The organism is Gynuella sunshinyii YC6258 (genome assembly GCF_000940805.1).
GTDB lineage: Bacteria > Pseudomonadota > Gammaproteobacteria > Pseudomonadales > Natronospirillaceae > Gynuella > Gynuella sunshinyii.
Map to the genome: position 1 here is coordinate 2,482,093 of NZ_CP007142.1, position 19,600 is coordinate 2,501,692.

The window sequence follows — 19,600 nt, forward strand, 5'->3', positions numbered from 1 at the left end:
TACGGATACTGAAAATATGGTTCAACTAATGGCGATCATTCTGACACAGGCTTGAATCAGGGGACAGATCCCGGAAATGATCGGGATCTGATGTGGACAGGAAGTATTGCTTAAAAGCCGATTTTTGCGCCTTTGGGGATGACCACGACCCCTTCCGCAGATACATGGAAACGCTCACGATCGTGTACCGGGTCTTCACCAATAACGGTACCGGGAGCTAAGCTGACATTTTTGTCCAGAATAGCCCTTCGGATACGACAGCCACGGCCAATGTCGCAGTTGCCCATGATGACGGAACTGTCGACATACGAATGACTGTGAATGTGATTGTTAAATCCCAGTACTGAGTTGTATACGATTGAACCGGAAATAATACAACCTGAAGCCACCATTGAACGAATGGCCTGACCAGTTCGATTTTTTTCGTCGTGGACAAATTTAGCTGGTGGAACTGGAGGATGATAGCTGCGCAGTGGCCAGTGTTTGTTATAAAGGTCTATCGGTGGAATGACTGAAATCAGATCCATGTTGGCTTCATAAAAACTGTCTATGGTCCCCACGTCTCGCCAGTATCCTCGGGAGTTTTCCGGTTCACCGCGAATTTCGTTGATGGAAAAATCATAGACATAGACATCACCGCTCTCAAACAGTTTGGGAATGATGCTATGGCCAAAATCGTGCAGTGACTCCATGTCTTCAGCATCGTCTTTTAACGTTTGGACCAGAGTTTTGGCATCAAACACATAATTGCCCATTGAGGCCAGTGCATATCCGGGGCGACCCGGTATGGTTTTGGGGTTTTCTTTGGGCTTTTCCTCAAAGCCGATCATCTTGCCATTTTCATCAACTTCAATAATCCCAAACTGATCTGCCTGACTGACTGGGACCGGGATGGCCGCGACTGTTAGAAGAGCGCCGTGGTCATGATGAAAATTGATCATCTGGCGAATATCCATTTTATAAATGTGATCACCACCGAAGACACAGACCACTTCAGGATCCATTCCTTCAACCAGATTGACATTCTGGTAAATGGCATCAGCAGTGCCCTGGTACCAGTGTTTACCTGTTTGCATTTGAGCAGGAATAGGATCAATAAATCGGCTGGTCAGGCCGGTTACCCGCCACGAGCGACTGAGATGTTTGAGTAGTGAATGGGACTTAAATTGGGTCAGTACAAAAATTTGAAGTAAATCTGAATTAACAAAATTGTTAAGAACAAAATCGATGATTCGATAATTACCGCCAAATGGTACTGCTGGCTTGGCGCGTACAGAAGTCAACGGTGCCAATCGTGTGCCTTCCCCACCTGCAAGAATCATTGAAAGAATGCCTGACATGCTTTCACCCCTTATTGATAGGTTTTGGTTTTATTGTTATTGAAATTGCTTTTCTTTCATGACTGTCCACACCATTATTATAATTGCCTTGATTAACTCTGGTTCCGGAAAGCCGCTTTATCATTCATGCCAAAGAAAACATCTGAATATTCCGGCTGCTGTCTCTTTTGCTCAATAAATACTAATAACCCTATTACCATTGAGATTACTGCCAAGAAAATCAATAGTTTTGTCTTCATTCGTTGATTTAAACCCGTTCTTTCATCTATTGGGGTTAGATTAACGGCTGCTTTTCGGCCTGTCTAATAGAAACCTGAAACCGGGCTCCTGTTTACGTTCAAAGTTTTTTGTCCATGCTACGATAGGACGATTAGATCTATTTATGTAACACATCTGTTATGATTTATGACCATTCAATGTGAGTGTATGGAGAGTTAGTCAATGTTCAATCATTTGTGTGTGGGTGTAGTGGGCCTTATGCTGGTATCTATGGGGGCCATGGCCGAGAAGAAGCCCATTACCATTTCAGGTGGAACACAGTTCGAAGTATCTGTTGTGGTTGATACCGAGATAAATCCGGGTCAACAGACAGAAGTGGTCCTGGACCCTAAGGCTGTTGACAGTGGAAAACTGAGTGAACCTTTGCCCAGTTATTGCCTGTTAAATGCCACTTCAATAATAAATGATAAACATTTGGCTTTGCAGGCAGGAAAGATGGTTTGCGTGACAGATGATAAAAGAATTTTGGAGGCACAGTTATCAGGCACTGTTGATACCGGCCTCGATTGCGATAATTGTACCGACCTAAAATTGTCTGCTGGTGAGACTTTTACCTTGCAAATTGATAGCGAAGCGACTCTGAATCTGCAAATCAGGGCGGATGGAATGGCTCAGGAGTAGTTGAACTTCGTGCAGCATCACCAGTGATGATGCTGCATTTCAGCGGCGCTATTGGTTTGAGTTGTTGAACAAAAATTCCAATAGTGCTTTCTGTGCGTGCAGGCGGTTGCCAGCTTGGGGAAAAGCAAATGAACGCGGGTCGTCGAGCATATCCTGACTGATTTCTTCGCCTCTGTGAGCTGGCAGGCAGTGCAGGAAAATAGCATCCTTCTCCGCCAGATCCATTAAATCAGGACTCACCTGATAACCCTTAAATTTTTCCAGGCGCAGCTTCTGCTCTTCTTCCTGTCCCATTGAAGCCCATACGTCAGTTGTTACTAATGACGCTCCGCGAACAGCATCCTGTGGATCACGTATGATCTGGACCCGATCACCGGCGATTTCTAACAGGCTTTGCATGGGTTCAAATCCTTCCGGACAGGCAATATTAAGATTGAAATCGAACTGCACTGCTGCGTTGATATAGGAGTTACACATGTTGTTGCCATCACCGACCCAGGTAACAGTTTTCCCTTTTATATCCCCTCGTACTTCGTGGTAAGTTTGCATGTCCGCCAGCAACTGACAGGGATGATAATCGTCGGTGAGCGCATTGATAACCGGAATGCGAGAATACTGTGCAAATGTCTCAATGCTTTGGTGGTCAAATGTTCTGACCATAACTGCATCAACCATTTCAGACAGAACTCTGGCGGTATCTTCAAGAGGTTCCCCACGACCGAACTGGGCGTCTCGTGGGGAGAGAAAGATGGCATGCCCGCCTAACTGCGCCATGCCCGTTTCAAATGAAATACGGGTTCGGGTAGAGGATTTCTCAAATACCATGGCCAGTACATAATTCTTAAACGGTTCATAGTTTTCCCGCCGTTTCTGCATGGCCTTTAGCTCAATAGCTCTGACAATCAATGCATACAGTTCTGGCTTGGACAAGTCACTTAAGGTCAAAAAATGCCTTACCTGACCCATGGCGTATCTCCTCTTTTAATACTTATTGCTGCCGAGTGGCTGAAATAAAAAAGCCGACTCATGACAATGGAAGACAACAAAGTCACCATCGCCAGGATCGGCCTTCAAATGCGTCGATAATACGCTAATTGTCAGAGTCTACCGACTACAGCAAGGTAAGGCAATTGTGAGATTAAGTTCTGGTTACGGCTATTTGAGGTAAATCATCGGCGGGTGCAAAAACCAAGTCTAAGGATTAGAATGAACCAATGTTTAATCTGACTTACTTACTAGGGTATTGTTATGACTGATACGATTGAAACGATTAAAGAACAGATTTCTGCCAACCCGATTCTGTTATATATGAAAGGTAATCCGAATCAGCCGATGTGTGGTTTTTCTGCCCGTGCTGTGCAACATCTGATGGCATGCGGTCAACGTTTTGCGTATGTTGATATTTTGCAGAACCCCGATATCAGGGCAGAACTTCCTAAGTATGCGAATTGGCCTACATTTCCTCAATTATGGGTTAATGGTGAATTGGTTGGTGGCTGCGACATCGTTTCTGAGATGGCGGAGTCCGGTGAGTTGAAGACTTTGATCGATTCCGTTGCCCCAAAAGCATAACCATACTTTCCATCCTCAGGGTCGGTGAATATTTTGGAATCGACCCTTTCTCCTCTTTCACCTTTCAAGCACTTTTAACCGTAAAACAGGCTATTGATATCAGGCGGATTGACATGGTTGATTCGGGTGACCGGCTCTTCTAAATCATGGGTGTTGCCATGTCTTATTTATTATTTTCGAAAATGGTTGCTTGATACCTTCATCCGATGCCTTTTGTCACCATGTGTCTCTTTATAAGCTAGTGCCGGGTGCGTCAACAAACAGATAAACATGCGCGATCTGGTTTACCATGGCCGGAACCTGTTTGAGTGGTAACTTGACAGGGACCGGGGCTATAAAGGGCGTTGGACGAGCGGAGCTGTCCGTCCGTCCACCTGTATGGTTATTTATAATGAGGTAATCGATATCGTATGAGTTACCGTGACCAGCTGTCCAGGGGGGACAGGAGTGTCTTCAAGGTTAGCTGTTTCAAGGCACAAATATTCAGAGTTTCCTCCGGGGTGGATATCTGGCATGGCTTGGGTCGTCTGATCACTTGGATGCCACAGAACAGTCGTGTCTGCATTGTTGGTTTGGCATTCAATGCGGCGGTTAAGACCTGAGTCGTCCAGTTGCCATCCTTCTGTATTTGAAATTGTGGCGTCCCAGGGCAGGTTTGCATCAATCGAATGAGGAGTTCTTTTTACTGCATAATTGGCGAGTTTGTCTTTGTATGCTTTATCTTCCAGTCCCTTTATTTGAACCTTGCCTGGATGACTGACGGAAAAATATGAATGCAGCGCTGTTTGAAACAAGATCGGTGTGGAGTGTTCGTGTTTAAAGCTCAGAATCTGGGTCAGTGTGTCGGTTACAATAAAGCGCTGTTGTATTTCAAATCGGGAGTTTTCCGGCAGGTGCTTCAGTGATCCGCTCAAAGACAGAGTGACAGATTGATCGTCGCTGTGTTCCAGAGTCCAGAGAGATGTCCTGGCCCAGCCATGGCTTTCATATCCTTCTTTGCCGCCAAACCAGGGCCAGCATACGGGAATTCCTCCTCTGATGGGTTTGCCTGGTTGAGGTGGAACCTTGGACAGCCAGAAAACGGGGTTGGCATTTTCGGGCAGCCACTGCAGCAGTTGGCCGCCCCAGAGACTAATTTGGATTTTGCCAAGGGGAGTATTCAGTTCAAGACAGGGTTTATCGTGCCAAATGTACTCTTTAATCATGATGTTTTCCGATAATGAAAAGAAGAAAAATACTGGTCTTGAAAATAGCAGTCAAATACGTATAATCGCGCCACTTTTTGTGCCCTCCAAAATTTAGAGGGCATAATCGTTGGGCAGGCTCTTAATCGGGTCTGATTAAAAAAACCGTTAACCTTCGGGTTACGGTGGACACTAACGGTAAGTGATTTCAAAGCTTACCCCAGATAGGAGAACGCGATGGTAACTATTCGCCTCGCTCGTGGCGGTTCCAAGAAGCGCCCATTTTATCATCTGACCGTTGCCGATAGCCGCAATCCACGTGATGGCCGTTATATCGAACGTGTTGGTTTCTTTAACCCAGTTGCCCGTGGCCAGGAAGAAAAGTTACGTATTGACCTGAGTCGCGTTGACTACTGGGTTGAGAAGGGCGCCCAGGCGACTGACCGGGTTGCTGCGCTGGTGAAAGAATATCGTAAGGCTAACGCCTGATCATCTGTTGTTTAGTGTTGAGTGTGGGAAGGTCTTTCCATGGGTGATAACAAGCTGATTGCTCTTGGAAAAATAACTTCTGTTTTTGGTATCAAAGGTTGGGTGAAGGTTTATTCCTATACTGAGCCGATGAACCAGATCCTGGACTACCCCGAATGGATCTTGCAGTTGAATGGACGTCGTTTGGTCGTTCGTTTAAACGCAGGTAAAGTGCATGGCAAAGGATTGATAGCTCATATAAAAGATTGTGACGATCGCGATGAAGCCCTGAAGTACCAAGGGGCTGAGATTTACGTTGTGGCCGAGCAATTGCCTGAGCTGGAAGATGGAGATTTCTACTGGCATGAGCTGGAGGGGTTAAAGGTGGTGACGTTGAACGGCACCAACCTTGGGGTTGTTGATCATATGATGAGTGCCGGTACGGCCAATGATGTTCTTGTGGTTCGTGGTAATGATAGTGCCATTGATCATGAAGAGCGTTTGATTCCTTATCTAATGGATGAGGTGGTCAAAAACGTTGACCTGACAAACGGTGAGATTCTGGTTGATTGGCAACCGGACTATTGAGGCAGCGCTGTGTGGTTTGGAATTGTCAGTCTGTTTCCTGAGATGTTCGGTGCAGTAACCGATTCAGGGGTAACGGGAAGGGCAGTGAAAAAAGGACTGATTGACGTGGATTTCTGGAATCCCAGAGATTTTACTCTGGACGTTCACCGCACGGTTGATGACAGGCCTTTTGGTGGCGGACCGGGCATGGTAATGAAAGTTGAACCATTGCTGGCCGCACTGACAGCTGCCAAGGCTCATGCAGGGGCCGGTGTCCGAACCATTTACTTGTCTCCCCAGGGAAGGCAGCTGGATCAGCAGGGTGTATCCGAGCTGGTCGAAGCTGAAAAGTTGATTTTGGTCTGCGGTCGTTACGAAGGTATCGATGAGCGCATTATTGAGACTGAAATTGATGAGGAGTGGTCGATAGGAGACTTTGTTTTAAGTGGTGGTGAGTTGGCGGCGATGTGTCTATTTGATGCGGTAAGTCGTCAGGTTCCCGGTGTCCTGGGGCATGAAGGGTCAGCTGAGCAAGACTCATTTATGAACGGGTTATTGGATTGTCCACACTACACAAGACCAGAGATATTCAAGGGACTTGCAGTCCCACAGGTGTTACTCAGTGGCCATCATGAAAACATCAGGCGTTGGCGCTTGAAGCAGTCACTGGGTCGAACATGGTTAAAAAGGCCGGATTTGTTGCAGCATAGAAATTTAGACAAGCTGGAGCAAACCCTTTTGGACGAATTCATGCAGGAGCATCGCTCTGCACAGGACTCGGGAGCCGAAAATGAGCAACAGAAATAAAATTATTCAAGCAATAGAAGCTGAGCAGTTAAAGACAAATGTACCAGCATTTGGTCCTGGTGATACGTTGGTGGTACAGGTTAAAGTTAAAGAAGGTGAGCGCGAGCGTTTACAGGCGTTTGAAGGCGTGTGTATTGGTCGTCGCAACCGTGGTTTGGGTTCTAACTTCACCGTTCGGAAAATTTCCAGTGGTGTGGGCGTAGAGCGGACATTTCAGTTACACAGCCCATTGGTAGAAAGTATTGAAGTGAAGCGTCGTGGTGACGTTCGTCAATCCAAAATCTACTATTTGCGTGATCGTTCTGGTAAGTCTGCACGTATTAAAGAAAAACTGGACCGTAAAGGTTGATCTTGGTCAGCCCTGGTTCTATAAAGCAGCTTCGGCTGCTTTTTTTATGCCTGTAACAAAAGCAATGCGTGTCTGAACCCAAGGCTGACTTGTTTTCCAATGGTGAACGTTTTCTCGAAAAATATAATTTAGTAATAAATTGGGTTCAGGATTGGTTATAGTGTGGTCCATATGTTTGATGGAGGCTATGTTCAGTGAATAAATTAATTGGTTTGTTGGGAGTTGTTGCTGTGGGTGCTATCGCTGCGACTGGTGGCTGGATGGTTGCGCAGAATCCCACGGCTGTGGCAACAACAGCTGATAAAGAGGCGATCAAGGCCGCACTGGCGTCGATTGATAAACAGGTTCCTATTGTTTCGATTGATGAGTCAGACCTGGATGGTATGTATCAGGTCGTCCTGCAAAATGAAGATACGTTATATGTTGATGCATCCGGTGATTACTTTGTGATTGGGGATCTGTATCGAAATGGTGAAAGTGGTTTTGAAAACCTTAGTGAACCGGCCAAGCTGAAAGCCCGTGCGGCATATAATGAGGTTCGTAAGGGGATACTCGACCAGGTGGATCCTGCCTCTTATATCACCTATGCTGCTTCGGCCCCTGAAAAGACCGTTGTAACGGTTTTTACGGATGTGGAGTGTCCTTATTGTCGTAAGCTGCATGCAGAGATGGCTCAATACAATAAATTGGGTATTACTGTCCGTTATGCTGCTTATCCAAGGGCGGGTATAGGTTCCTCGGCTTATAATAAGATGGTGAGTGCATGGTGTTCTCCCGACCCGCGCGAAGCGATGAATAACCTTAAGCAGATGAAGTCGATCCCATCCACCAACTGCAATAGTCCGGTGGCGGAGCAATTTAATGTTGGCCGGCAAATCGGTGTTCAGGGTACTCCGGCAATTGTTGCAGCAGATGGCACCATGATCCCGGGTTATGTGCCTGCTGAGCAATTGGCTCAACGCCTCGGCATCCTGTAACCCTTTGTTGTTTTTTCTTCAATATAGCATTCTAATATTTGCAGCCCCCTGACGCCTGGGGGCTGATTGACACTCTCCAGTCATCCCAGTAATGTTCCCATCCCTTTCGCAGGGTATCTTTCGATCAGGTAAGAGGATTTTCTTTTGAAACCGGTAAATGTTGGTTTGTGTGGTTTGGGTACTGTCGGTAGAGGGACATTGAGCGTCATGCAGCGCAATATGCAGGACATCAATCGCAGATCAGGTAGACCCGTCCGAATTACCCATGTAGGGGCTCGTAGAGATAATCCTTCCTGTGATTTGACAGGTATCAAAGTCTCCAGAGATATTTTTGAAGTTGCCCGTGATCCGGAAGTGGATGTGGTTGTTGAGCTGATTGGAGGTTACGAGCCTGCCAAGCAGTTGGTGCTGGAAGCCATTGCGCATGGGAAACACGTGGTAACTGCCAACAAGGCATTGATTGCTGTGCATGGTAATGAATTGTTTCGGGCGGCAGAGGAAAAAGGGGTCAAGATTGCCTATGAAGCCTCCGTGGCTGGCGGAATTCCCATTATCAAAGCCCTGCGTGAAGGATTGGTCGCAAACGATATTCAATGGCTGGCTGGTATTATCAATGGTACAGGCAACTTCATCCTGACGGAAATGAAGGAAAAAGGTCGGTCATTTGACGATGTGTTGGCTGAAGCGCAGGCGCTTGGTTATGCAGAGGCAGACCCCACCTTTGATGTTGAAGGCATTGATGCGGCGCATAAGCTGACTATTCTGGCCTCTATCGCATTTGGTATTCCCCTGCAGTTTGATCGTGTTTACACCGAAGGTATCAGCAAAATTACTCAGGCAGATGTTCAGTTTGCCGAAGAGCTTGGCTATCGAATTAAGCATCTGGGGCTGGCAAGAAAGAGTCGACAGGGGGTTGAGCTTAGAGTGCATCCCACCTTGATTCCTGAAAAACGATTGATTGCCAATGTTAATGGTGTTTTAAACGCAGTTCTGGTGGAAGGCGATGCCGTAGGACCGACCATGTATTATGGCCGGGGTGCCGGGTCAGAGCCGACAGCTTCGGCAGTGATTGCTGACATCGTCGATGTGGCCCGCAGCATTGGTGCAGATAATGGTGTTCCTCATCTTGGGTTTTCCGATTTCTCCACAAATATCGATGTGTTGGATATGGGGGAGGTTGAGACTTGTTATTACCTCAGAATTTCGGCTCAAGATAAAATAGGAGTGATGGCAAACATTGCTCAGATTGTCAGTCGTCACAACATCAATATTGAAGCTATTATTCAAAAAGAACCTCGGGATAATGAAGATACCGTACCGTTGATTCTCCTCACACACAAAGTGATAGAAAAGAATGTTGTAGCGGCCATTCAGGAAATTGAGGGTTTAGCGGAAGTGACTGTGCCAGTGACCAGGATTCGGATGGAACGCCTGGATGGGTAAGTGTTTTGTTCAATAAGAAAATAGAATCATTCAACAGCTTAGAGACCAGATTGTGAAATATATCAGTACTCGTGGTAATGCTCCGGAATTGGGTTTTGAGGATGTTCTGCTGACAGGGTTGGCCAGCGACGGTGGACTGTACGTTCCCAAACAGTTGCCTCACTATCCATTACACGAAATTAGAAGCTGGCGAGAACTGCCTTATCATGAGTTGGCTTTTAAAGTTGTTCAGCCGTTTGTTGCAGGCGCTATTCCGGATGACGTATTGAAGGTTATGCTGCAAGAAACCTATCAGGGATTTGCTCATACTGCGGTGGCTCCTCTGACCCAGCTTGACCATAACGAGTATGTGCTGGAGTTGTTCCAGGGGCCGACGCTGGCGTTTAAGGACTTTGCGTTGCAGTTGTTTGGTCGCCTGCTTGATTACGTTCTGGAGAAGCGCGGCGAGCGGGTAGTTATCATGGGGGCAACCTCAGGCGACACGGGCTCGGCGGCTATTGAAGGGTGTAAGCGCTGTCAGAACGTGGATATTTTTATATTGCATCCACATAACCGGGTGTCTGAAGTTCAGCGCCGGCAAATGTCGACAGTCATTAGTGACAATATTTTTAATATTGCCGTTGAGGGTAATTTTGATGACTGCCAGCAAATGGTTAAGCAGAGTTTTGGTGATCAATCCTTCTTGAAAGACGAGCGCCGACTGGTAGCTGTAAATTCAATCAACTGGGCCCGTATCATGGCTCAGATTGTTTACTATTTTTATGCGTCTTTAAATCTGGGTGGGCCGGATAGAAAAGTGGCTTTTTCAGTGCCAACGGGTAATTTTGGTGACATTTTTGCCGGATACCTTGCCCGGCAAATGGGGTTGCCGATTGAGCAGTTGGTCATAGCCACCAATCAGAACGATATTCTTCATCGTTTTATGAGTCAGAATCTTTATAAGAAAGAGCCATTATCGCATACACTGTCTCCATCAATGGATATTGTTGTTTCTTCTAACTTTGAACGTTTGCTCTTTGATTTGCATGACCGGGATGGAGCCAGCATAAAGGCCCTGATGGAGAAAATGAGTCATGAGGATGTGTCTATTGAGGTGGATCGAATGGCTAAGGCGAGAGAGATCTTTGACAGCTTTGCTGTTGATGATGATCTGACCTGCCAGACCATCAAGCAGGTATATCAGGAAACCGGTTATTTGTTGGATCCGCATACCGCTATCGGTGTTAAGGCTGCCAGAGAAGTTCGTCGGACATTTGCTGTTCCAATGGTGACTTTGGGAACAGCTCATCCGGTGAAGTTTTCCGATGCCATTGAGCGTGCCGGTTTACAGGCTCCAGAGCTGCCAGGTCATATGAGCGATCTGTTTCGACGTGAAGAGCGCTTGTTCGTATTAGGTAACAATCTGCAGGAAGTTCAGAACTTCATGGCCGAAAAGGTATTTCGCTAGGTGATTTGCAAAAAGAGATGCTGCCTTTTTACTGTAATTGGTATTCAATAGTCAGTGTAACTTGCATATCGCTATCAAGGCAGCAGTATTGGCTGCCTTTTTGCACTTTCCTCAACACTCTCTTCGTTTCATTTTTCAATATGACAGAAACTGGGGGAGTCATAAAATCAAACGTGTCGATTAAGCCATCGGCTTTAACTTGAATGTTGACCAGGATTTTTTCTTCTATTCCCTTTTTAATGGCTCTGTCCGGATAGCGTTTATACTGATTGATTTGTCCAGCCAGCCATTGTTTTAGTGCAATTTCCTGTTTGTTGCTCTCTGTCGTTTCTGGTTTTGAAGGAACCTTCTTAGGATCCGGATGCAGGGTGTTGTCACGATCTGAGGTAGGGTGTGGGGATTTTGGGTTGTGGATTGGCTCGGGAGAAGGGGCCGGTTTTCTGGGGGAAAGTGTGGGCTTGAACGTTGTGGTGGTGGATTTGGTGTGTGTGGTTACCTGCGGAAGTGGATTTTCGGGCTGAGGAGCGGAACCTTTAATTGTGGTGGTAGGGTTTTCTGCTTCCGGTGTGACTGTGGTAGGGTTTTGAACGCTCAGGTTTATTTCAATGGGGTGGATTATATCCCTCGATGTTTGCTGGTGCTGGATTTGCAGAGAGGGCATGTAGATAAACGCCACGGTGTGGAGCAGTGCTGAAATTGTTAGAAAGACCCACAGTGGCGTATATCTCATATATCAACGAAGTGCTAGAAAGAGTAATCCAGGCTGAGCTTGTAGTTTCGTCCAGGGTTGCGATACATAAATGATGTACCGGAGCGGTTGGTAAAATACTCTTTATCTGTCACGTTATTCACTCTAAAACCAATATTGATTGATTCTTTAGGGTGATAATTCAGCTCCAGGCCAACGATTAGGTATGAATCCAATGTCGAATTATCGTTATCCACATATCTTCCGGAATCGTACAAAAAGTCTGATTTAACCGTTACGTCAGCAAAAGACCTGCTAATGCTGAGGTTCTCTGTAATGTCTGCAGTACCATTAACATGTTTATCAGTTTTGGTATCGATGGCCTGCAGTGCGGTTGAGGTAAGGTTTACATCAAAACCATAAAGATAGGCCCCAAGTACTGTTTCCATACCACTTATTTCTGCTTTGTCTATGTTCTCCGGGAGACTGATGCCTGTGTCGCTGTTGTAGGCAGTCTCTATCATATCTGTGATTTCAGTGCGAAAAATGGTGTAACTCCAGTCAATTAATTCCGTTTGCCCTTTAAGAGTCAGCTCGTAGTTTCGTGATTTTTCTGGTTTCAGGTCGGGGTTGCCATGGTAGTACGGATCTGAGTTTGGCCAGTACAATTCGTTTACGGTCGGGGCTCTAAAAGCGGTTCCGTAGGAAAGTATGAGTTTTGCCTGCTCTATGTCACCAAAACCGATGGCGATGGAGCCGGTTGTAAAGTCCCCATAGGCTTCATTATCGTCATAACGCATACTGGCAATGGCTTCAAATTGCCCCTGGTTTGACTGAATTTGGGAGAAGAAGCCAATGTTTCCTCGCTTCTCAATCTGATAATTGGTGCTGCTTCTACTGACATCTTCATTGGTAAGATCCACGCCAGTAGTCAATATGTTGTGGTCGTCAATTTCAACATCAGATTTAAAATGACCATAAAGACGATCTGTGACAATGAGGCTGTCGGTGGTCGAAGTTGTGTCAGATTCTTCAGAATAGAATCCAATCTTTGAATTAAACTCTACAGCGTCATTGAGTTTAAAGATAATTTCGCCGCTGCCACTTTGAATAGTATTTTCGGTATAACTCCCTCCGGCGATGTCGGTGCCGGTATAGAAGTCACGGCTGTCGAATTCAACTGTGTTTTGGGTTTGAAAAAAAGCCAGATTGATTTTGGTTTTACTGTTGATCGTTGCAGACGATGCGAGGGAGGCCAGTAGTTCGTTGTAGCCATCCCGGTCGCTGTTGGTTCCGGTTTTTTGGGTGGTCGAGTTGTAGCCAGCAGTATGAGTAGCGGAGATATTGCCTGAAATATTGATACGTTCAGAATGATATTGAGAGCCAATCCGGAGCTCTATGGTGTCATAATTGCCGACGGTGGTTCCAATAGTTCCGCTATATGTTTTGTCGTTATTGAAGCTTTTGTTTGTGAATACCTGAATAACGCCAGCCATGGCATTAGCACCGTAGAGGCTCGAAACCGGACCTCTTACAATTTCAATTCTTTCAATGGTGGCAAGTGGAATGTGATTTAGAGCCATGGTTCCAAGAGTTGCGCTTCCAGCAGGAACGCCGTCAATCAGAACGGTTATTTTGTTTGCCGGCATGCCTCTAAGGAAAATGGATGTGCTTGAGCCTTGACTGCCGCTGCTGGAAACAATGACTCCGGGAGTGTGTTTTAATAGTTCTGTAAGGTCGGCAGCCCCACTTTCCTGAATGTCCTTGGCTGTGATGACTGTCGTTGCGCTCAGGGAATCCGTTTTGCTGGTTTGAGTACGTGTTGCGGTCACGACAATATCTGATGTGGCAAGCGTATAGGTAGCAAGAAGCATCAAGGGGATAAGACGAAATGGCTTGATCATGGGTTTTCCTGTTTGCAAGAGTAATCAGTATCTTTGATCAGTCAAAAGATGGTGATAAAGATAGTTTTCTTGTGGGGATGAACTGGCGTAAATAGGATGCATGGATGGAATATCAGTGCGCTATTGGCCTTGTTGTTCTCCGCAACAAATTAGCAACCAGAATATGAAGGATTTGTTTTCAGGTTTGGGTTATTAGGTCGAGAATCTTCTGACCTTAGCTGCACTGTTGTTGGGGCAGTGTCAGAATTTAACTGAATTTCCCGGTTTTCATATTCTGAATATCAGAACCAGGCAATATTAAGAAAAAGGAAGATAAAGCTCAAACGCTAAATTAAATTGAGCTTGATGAAGGGAAATACAAAAGGCTGATCAGCGGATGCTGATCAGCCTTAACAGAAAAACGTTTCAGGCGTCTGCTTACAGAGCTACCACATTTTCAGCTTGAGGTCCCTTTTGACCTTGGCCAACAGTAAATTGTACTTTTTGACCTTCTTTCAGAGTTTTAAAGCCAGTGCCTTGGATAGCGCTGAAGTGAACGAACACATCCGGGCCATTATCCTGTTGAATAAATCCAAAGCCTTTGGACTCGTTGAAGAATTTTACCTGGCCTGTAATGGTTTCAGACATAGTCTTGATCCTGTATTTTCATTAAATTCTTAGTTCTTTAGGCGTGAAATATAGATATTACTTATGAAACACAGGACGAGTACTAACAGAGGGACTTCGTAATGCTTTACATAACAATAGCCATATTCTACGGCTGTGAGTCACTATACGCCGCCCTAGTGCTAAGTCAACGCATTTTTATTAAATATTTTTTGGGTAACTTTTAAATCATTGATTTATAAATGAAAGCGATTATTTGAGTGTTGAAATTGGTGCAGGGTGTTGCTGACAGTGGTTGGAATCAGCTTCGTTTGATGGATTGAATGAAGCCTGCTAACCAACTGGTCAGGTGTAGGTTTTAATTGATTGTCAGATCATTATGAAGCCATCATTGTTCATAGCTATTGTCAACTTACCCACGTATAATTGCCGGCCGAATTTTTTAGAGCGCGCGATTCCAAGGCGCATATATATTGGATGGAGAACATTAATGGCGTTAGAACAAACTTTGTCGATTGTGAAACCTGATGCAGTGGGCAAAAATGTAATTGGCAAAATTTACAGCCGGTTTGAAACTAATGGTTTGAAGGTTGTGGCTGCCAAAATGAAACTATTGAGCCGGGCAGACGCTGAGGGGTTTTATGCAGAGCATAAAGGTCGTCCCTTTTTTGATGCTTTGGTTGAGTTTATGACTTCCGGGCCAGTGATGGTACAAGTGTTGGAAGGAGAAGGGGCCATTGCCAAAAATCGCGAGCTGATGGGAGCGACCAATCCGAAAGAAGCGGCAGAGGGGACAATTCGTCGTGACTTTGCGGAGTCTATTGATGCCAATGCGGTACATGGGTCTGACTCTCCTGAATCGGCAGCCAGAGAAATAGCGTATTTCTTTGCTGCCAGTGAGGTTTATGGCGGTTAATTATTGTTATCTTTCCTGAATAGGATGTTATGGGGAGCTTTGGCTCCCTTTGTTGCTTAAATAGAGGGTTTGCAGATGTCATTATCTGGTGACGAAAGAGTTAATCTGATGGGGATGACAATCTCTCAGTTGGAGGATTTTTTCGTGCAAATGGGGGAGAAGAAGTATCGTGCTGTCCAAGTGGTTAAGTGGATTCATCAGCGCGGTGTCTCATCTATTGAGGAAATGACAGACATCTCCAGATCTTTAAGAGAAAAGCTTGCAGGGATTGCTGTAATCAATGCTCCCGAAGTGACTTATCAGAAGGACTCCAAGGATGGCACCCGAAAGTGGATTATGAAAATGCCGGGCGGTAGCAGTGTAGAGACTGTTTTTATCCCAGAAGAGGGACGTGGAACACTATGCGTCAGCTCACAAATAGGCTGTTCTCTGGATTGTTCGTTTTGTTCGACTGGAAAACAAGGTTTTAATCGCGACCTTACTGCGGCGGAGATTATTGGTCAGGTCTGGCTGGCGGTAAAGTCTTTTGATCAGCCAGGACAGAAGCGCGAGCGCAGAGTAACGAATGTTGTCATGATGGGTATGGGTGAGCCTTTATTGAACTTCGATAACGTGATCGCAGCAATGAATCTGATGATGGAGGACAATGCTTATGGTCTCTCCAAGCGCAGGGTTACCTTGAGTACGTCCGGAGTTGTACCGGCGATAGAGCAAATGCATGGTGTTACCGATGCCTGCTTGGCTTTGTCTCTGCACGCGCCAAATGATGAGTTGCGGAACCAACTTGTGCCGATTAATCGAAAGTATGGTATCGAGAAGACCTTGCAGGCATGTAGAGCGTATTTGGATCAGTTGGGCGACAAGCGCGTGGCAACAATTGAGTATACCCTGATTGATGGTATCAACGATGAGTTTCAGCATGCCCAGGAACTGGCTCAGGTGTTAAGGCAAATACCCTGTAAAATCAATCTGATACCCTTTAATCCGTTTCCAAATTCGGGCTATCGTCGGCCGAGTAATAATAGAATTCATCGTTTCCGAGAAACCCTTCAGCAGGCTGGTTATAATGTTACGGTCCGAAAGACCCGCGGAGATGATATTGATGCAGCCTGTGGTCAGTTGGTTGGTCGGGTGCAGGATTTAACTAAGCGAAATCAGCGATTTATAGATGCTGTACAATTAGGTGTTTCTGCGGCTGAGCGGGCTCACACACGGTAAAAACATGAGAATGACCATGAAGAAGCTATTTGCAGGCCTGATTGTATTGTTGATGACCTCTTGTGTAACAACGACAACGAGTGATTTGACCAAAGAAAAAGATCTATCCAAGGCCGAAAGTGCCTATGTAGAAATCGGTTATCGTCAAGCTCAACAGAATAATTTTCAGCAAGCCAAGATGTCCTTCGGCAAAGCTTTGGATATTAATTCGAAGTCAGCTGGGGCATATATGGGCTTGGCTGTTGTCTATGGACAGGAGCATGAGCCTGAGCTGGCAGAGAAGAATTTTAGTAAAGCTATCAGGTATGACACTACGCAGGAATCCCGTTTTCAATACGCCACCTGGTTGTACAATGAACAGCGTTTTAAAGAATCTATCAAGCAGATGGAGGTTGTGGTTGATGACACTTTATATGGAAAGCGGCCACAGGCATTCGATATTCTTGGCATAACCAATCTACGTGTTGGTAATACTCAGGAAGCTATTCAGAATTTTAAAAAATCCATCGTTTTGAACCAACAGTTTGTATCCCCACGCATTAGCTTGGCTAACGTTTATGCTTCAGAAAAAGATTTTGTGAAAGCATATGAAGCCTATAACGGTTTTGTTGGGCTTGTGAAGATAAACCTCGCCAAGCAGACACCTGCAACGCTTTGGCTTGGTATTCAGCTCGCCAATGTCAATAAGGATACAAATGCAGAAGCCAGCTATTCGCTGCAGTTGGAGCAATTGTTTCCAGATAGTCGTGAGTATAAGGCTTATAAAATGTGGAAAAAGCAGCAGTAGATCTGTCTTATGAATAAAAACAAGCCGAATCCGATTACCCGGCGTAAAAGTCGTCAAATTATGGTGGGTAATGTTCCTGTGGGTGGTGATGCGCCCATTTCTGTGCAAAGCATGACCAATACAGAAACCTGTGATGTGGATGCCACTGTTGCACAGGTGCAGAGTCTTGAACGTGCAGGAGCAGATATTGTGAGAATTTCGGTTCCCTCTATGGACGCTGCTGAAGCGTTTGGCGCGATTAAGTCCCGAGTTAAAGTTCCGCTTGTTGCAGACATTCACTTTGACTACAAGATCGCCCTGAGAGTGGCAGAGTTGGGAGTGGATTGTCTTCGGATTAACCCTGGCAACATTGGTAGCGAGGACCGTGTTCGTTCAGTGGTGGCTGCCGCGCGCGACAGAGGTATTCCCATACGTATTGGGGTAAATGCCGGTTCACTTGAGAAAGATTTGCAAAAAAAATATGGAGAGCCGACGGCTGAAGCATTGGTGGAATCGGCGTTAAGGCATATCGATATCCTTGATCGGCTGAACTTTCATGATTTTAAGCTAAGTCTTAAAGCTTCCGATGTTTTTCTGGCCGTAGAAGCCTATCAATTGATAGCTGATCAAATCGAACAGCCATTGCACTTGGGTATTACTGAGGCAGGTGGATTGAGATCAGGAACCGTGAAATCCGCTGTTGGTCTGGGTATGTTGCTGCGACAGGGGATTGGCGATACCTTGCGAGTTTCTCTGGCCGCTGACCCGGTCGAAGAGATCAAAGTCGGATTCGATATATTAAAAAGTCTGAAACTCCGCAATAAGGGTATTAACTTTATTGCCTGTCCATCATGCTCCAGACAAAATTTTGATGTCATCAAGGTCATGAATGAGTTGGAAGCCCGGACAGAAGATATTCTGACACCTTTGGATGTTTCGGTTATTGGGTGCGTGGTGAATGGTCCGGGTGAGGCCAAGGAAACGGTCATTGGCTTGACTGGTGGAACGCCCAATAATCTGATCTATATCGATGGTAAACCCAATCACAAAGTTACTAATAATAACCTGGTAGATGAGTTGGAAAGGCTGATCAGATCGAAGGTTGCTGAAAAGAACAAGCAGCAACAGGATCTCATTACCAAGGCTTAAATTTCTAAGGAAAAAAACGTGTCTCAAATTCAATCCATTCGTGGAATGTATGACTTGTTACCGGGAGATTCATACCGATGGCAATATCTTGAGTCCAAGATCAAGCAAGTCACCGATGAATATGGTTACAGTGAAATTCGTCTGCCAATTGTTGAGCAGACGGCATTGTTTAAACGCAGTATTGGGGAAGTTACCGATATTGTCGAAAAAGAAATGTATACCTTCCCTGACCGCAATGATGAAAGCCTGACATTGCGCCCGGAGGGTACGGCAGGCTGCGTAAGAGCGGCTTTACAGCATGGGTTGCTGCATAATCAGACTCAGCGGCTTTGGTATTTCGGACCGATGTTTCGTTATGAAAAGCCGCAAAAAGGGCGGAACCGTCAGTTTTATCAGTTTGGTATTGAATCATTTGGTATGACTGGTCCGGACATAGATGCCGAGGTGATTCTTTTGTCCGCAAGACTCTGGAAGCAGCTTGGTTTTTTTGATCATGTTACTCTGGAGTTGAATACTTTAGGGAGTAGCGAGGGTCGAGCTAAGTACCGTAAAGCACTGGTTGATTACCTGGAATCTTATAAAGACCGCCTCGATGAAGACAGTCTGCGCCGCCTGTATTCCAATCCGTTAAGAATATTGGATTCAAAAAACAAGAAAACTCAGGAGCTTTTAGACGAAGCGCCGAAGTTTGATGAATTTTTAGATGACGAAAGTCGAGTTCATTTTGAGCAGCTGAAACAGAGGCTTGATAATGCCGGCATCCGTTATGTGTTAAATCCGAGACTGGTTCGTGGTCTGGATTATTATGGTAAAACCGTTTTTGAATGGACAACCGATAAGCTTGGAGCTCAAAGCACTATTTGTGCTGGAGGCCGGTACGACGGCCTGGTGGAACAATTGGGTGGAAAACCAACTCCTGCGGTTGGATTTGCTATGGGAGTTGACCGCATCGTGTTGTTGTTGGAAACACTGGGATTGTTTCCTGCTGATGTCGGTCATAATGTGGATGTTTATTTTATGGCTGTGGGTGAACAAGAAGAGTTGTTTGCCCAGCGTTTTAGCGAGCAGCTTAGAGATGAGTTTCCGGGACTGAAAATGCAAATGAATTGCGGTGGTGGCAGCTTTAAGAGTCAGATGAAAAAGGCGGATAAGAGCGGCGCTCATATCGCTTTGATCATTGGAGCTGACGAACTTGCCCGTCAGCAGGTTGCGATCAAAGATCTACGCACAACAGGTGAACAGATACTGGTTGGGTTCTCTGAACTGGCGGTTCAACTGAAACAAAAATTACCTCAATAA

The 19,600-nt window shown here is 45.6% G+C and carries 20 protein-coding genes; 14 read left to right on the top strand and 6 right to left on the bottom strand.

Going from position 1 to position 19,600, the window contains the following annotated elements:
* Window positions 1–110: 110 nt before the first annotated feature.
* Complete coding sequence (gene glgC / locus YC6258_RS10755) at window positions 111–1,340, bottom strand: glucose-1-phosphate adenylyltransferase (protein WP_044616992.1); 1,230 nt, start codon at window positions 1,338–1,340, stop codon at window positions 111–113.
* 441 nt (window positions 1,341–1,781) lie between these two features.
* Between glgC and YC6258_RS10760 the strand changes: the two genes are divergently transcribed.
* Window positions 1,782–2,240, top strand: a complete 459-nt coding sequence (locus tag YC6258_RS10760) for a hypothetical protein (RefSeq protein ID WP_044616993.1) — start codon at window positions 1,782–1,784, stop codon at window positions 2,238–2,240.
* A 48-nt stretch (window positions 2,241–2,288) separates the two neighbouring features.
* Here YC6258_RS10760 and argF read toward each other — a convergent pair whose 3' ends face one another.
* Window positions 2,289–3,206 (bottom strand): ornithine carbamoyltransferase, encoded by a 918-nt coding sequence (gene argF / locus YC6258_RS10765; protein ID WP_044616994.1) that lies wholly within the window; start codon window positions 3,204–3,206, stop codon window positions 2,289–2,291.
* Window positions 3,207–3,488: 282 nt separating this feature from the next.
* Here argF and grxD point away from each other — a divergent pair, with 282 nt between their 5' ends.
* Window positions 3,489–3,812, top strand: a complete 324-nt coding sequence (gene grxD / locus YC6258_RS10770; RefSeq protein ID WP_044616995.1) for a Grx4 family monothiol glutaredoxin — start codon at window positions 3,489–3,491, stop codon at window positions 3,810–3,812.
* A 386-nt stretch (window positions 3,813–4,198) separates the two neighbouring features.
* On the opposite strand, the gene YC6258_RS10775 is transcribed toward grxD, so the two are convergent.
* Complete coding sequence (locus YC6258_RS10775) at window positions 4,199–5,017, bottom strand: aldose epimerase family protein (RefSeq protein WP_044616996.1); 819 nt, start codon at window positions 5,015–5,017, stop codon at window positions 4,199–4,201.
* A gap of 216 nt (window positions 5,018–5,233) precedes the next feature.
* Between YC6258_RS10775 and rpsP the strand changes: the two genes are divergently transcribed.
* From rpsP to thrC, 7 genes are all read left to right on the top strand, one after another.
* The gene (gene rpsP, locus YC6258_RS10780; protein WP_044616997.1) at window positions 5,234–5,485 is read left to right on the top strand and encodes a 30S ribosomal protein S16; all 252 of its coding nucleotides are present in this window, start codon (window positions 5,234–5,236) and stop codon (window positions 5,483–5,485) included.
* 39 nt (window positions 5,486–5,524) lie between these two features.
* On the top strand, window positions 5,525–6,052 hold the full coding sequence (rimM, locus tag YC6258_RS10785; protein ID WP_044616998.1) for a ribosome maturation factor RimM: 528 nt from the start codon (window positions 5,525–5,527) through the stop codon (window positions 6,050–6,052).
* 9 nt (window positions 6,053–6,061) lie between these two features.
* On the top strand, window positions 6,062–6,838 hold the full coding sequence (trmD, locus tag YC6258_RS10790) for a tRNA (guanosine(37)-N1)-methyltransferase TrmD (protein WP_044616999.1): 777 nt from the start codon (window positions 6,062–6,064) through the stop codon (window positions 6,836–6,838).
* Complete coding sequence (gene rplS, locus YC6258_RS10795) at window positions 6,822–7,187, top strand: 50S ribosomal protein L19 (RefSeq protein WP_044617000.1); 366 nt, start codon at window positions 6,822–6,824, stop codon at window positions 7,185–7,187. Before trmD ends, rplS begins: the two co-directional genes overlap by 17 nt.
* Before the next feature lie 194 nt (window positions 7,188–7,381).
* Window positions 7,382–8,164: a DsbC family protein gene (locus YC6258_RS10800; RefSeq protein WP_052830214.1), complete on the top strand. Its 783-nt coding sequence runs from the start codon at window positions 7,382–7,384 to the stop codon at window positions 8,162–8,164.
* Window positions 8,165–8,308: 144 nt separating this feature from the next.
* The gene (locus tag YC6258_RS10805; protein WP_044617001.1) at window positions 8,309–9,607 is read left to right on the top strand and encodes a homoserine dehydrogenase; all 1,299 of its coding nucleotides are present in this window, start codon (window positions 8,309–8,311) and stop codon (window positions 9,605–9,607) included.
* 52 nt (window positions 9,608–9,659) lie between these two features.
* A complete protein-coding gene (gene thrC, locus YC6258_RS10810; RefSeq protein ID WP_044617002.1) occupies window positions 9,660–11,054 on the top strand; it encodes a threonine synthase in 1,395 nt (464 codons plus the stop codon).
* Between the two features lie 28 nt (window positions 11,055–11,082).
* On the opposite strand, the gene YC6258_RS10815 is transcribed toward thrC, so the two are convergent.
* The 3 genes from YC6258_RS10815 to YC6258_RS10825 all read right to left on the bottom strand — a co-directional run bounded on the left by YC6258_RS10815 (window position 11,083) and on the right by YC6258_RS10825 (window position 14,273).
* Complete coding sequence (locus YC6258_RS10815; protein WP_144407612.1) at window positions 11,083–11,715, bottom strand: hypothetical protein; 633 nt, start codon at window positions 11,713–11,715, stop codon at window positions 11,083–11,085.
* Window positions 11,716–11,798: 83 nt separating this feature from the next.
* Entirely contained in the window at window positions 11,799–13,646 is a 1,848-nt protein-coding gene (locus tag YC6258_RS10820; RefSeq protein WP_044617004.1) for a TonB-dependent receptor domain-containing protein, read from the bottom strand.
* A 417-nt stretch (window positions 13,647–14,063) separates the two neighbouring features.
* Entirely contained in the window at window positions 14,064–14,273 is a 210-nt protein-coding gene (locus YC6258_RS10825; RefSeq protein WP_044617005.1) for a cold-shock protein, read from the bottom strand.
* Between the two features lie 469 nt (window positions 14,274–14,742).
* Between YC6258_RS10825 and ndk the strand changes: the two genes are divergently transcribed.
* The 5 genes from ndk to hisS all read left to right on the top strand — a co-directional run bounded on the left by ndk (window position 14,743) and on the right by hisS (window position 19,600).
* Window positions 14,743–15,168 (top strand): nucleoside-diphosphate kinase, encoded by a 426-nt coding sequence (gene ndk, locus YC6258_RS10830; protein ID WP_044617006.1) that lies wholly within the window; start codon window positions 14,743–14,745, stop codon window positions 15,166–15,168.
* 75 nt (window positions 15,169–15,243) lie between these two features.
* Complete coding sequence (gene rlmN / locus YC6258_RS10835) at window positions 15,244–16,386, top strand: dual-specificity RNA methyltransferase RlmN (RefSeq protein WP_044617007.1); 1,143 nt, start codon at window positions 15,244–15,246, stop codon at window positions 16,384–16,386.
* A gap of 16 nt (window positions 16,387–16,402) precedes the next feature.
* Window positions 16,403–17,173: a hypothetical protein gene (locus YC6258_RS10840; RefSeq protein ID WP_044617008.1), complete on the top strand. Its 771-nt coding sequence runs from the start codon at window positions 16,403–16,405 to the stop codon at window positions 17,171–17,173.
* Between the two features lie 9 nt (window positions 17,174–17,182).
* A complete protein-coding gene (ispG, locus tag YC6258_RS10845) occupies window positions 17,183–18,301 on the top strand; it encodes a flavodoxin-dependent (E)-4-hydroxy-3-methylbut-2-enyl-diphosphate synthase (protein WP_044617009.1) in 1,119 nt (372 codons plus the stop codon).
* Between the two features lie 18 nt (window positions 18,302–18,319).
* Window positions 18,320–19,600, top strand: a complete 1,281-nt coding sequence (gene hisS / locus YC6258_RS10850) for a histidine--tRNA ligase (protein ID WP_211264668.1) — start codon at window positions 18,320–18,322, stop codon at window positions 19,598–19,600.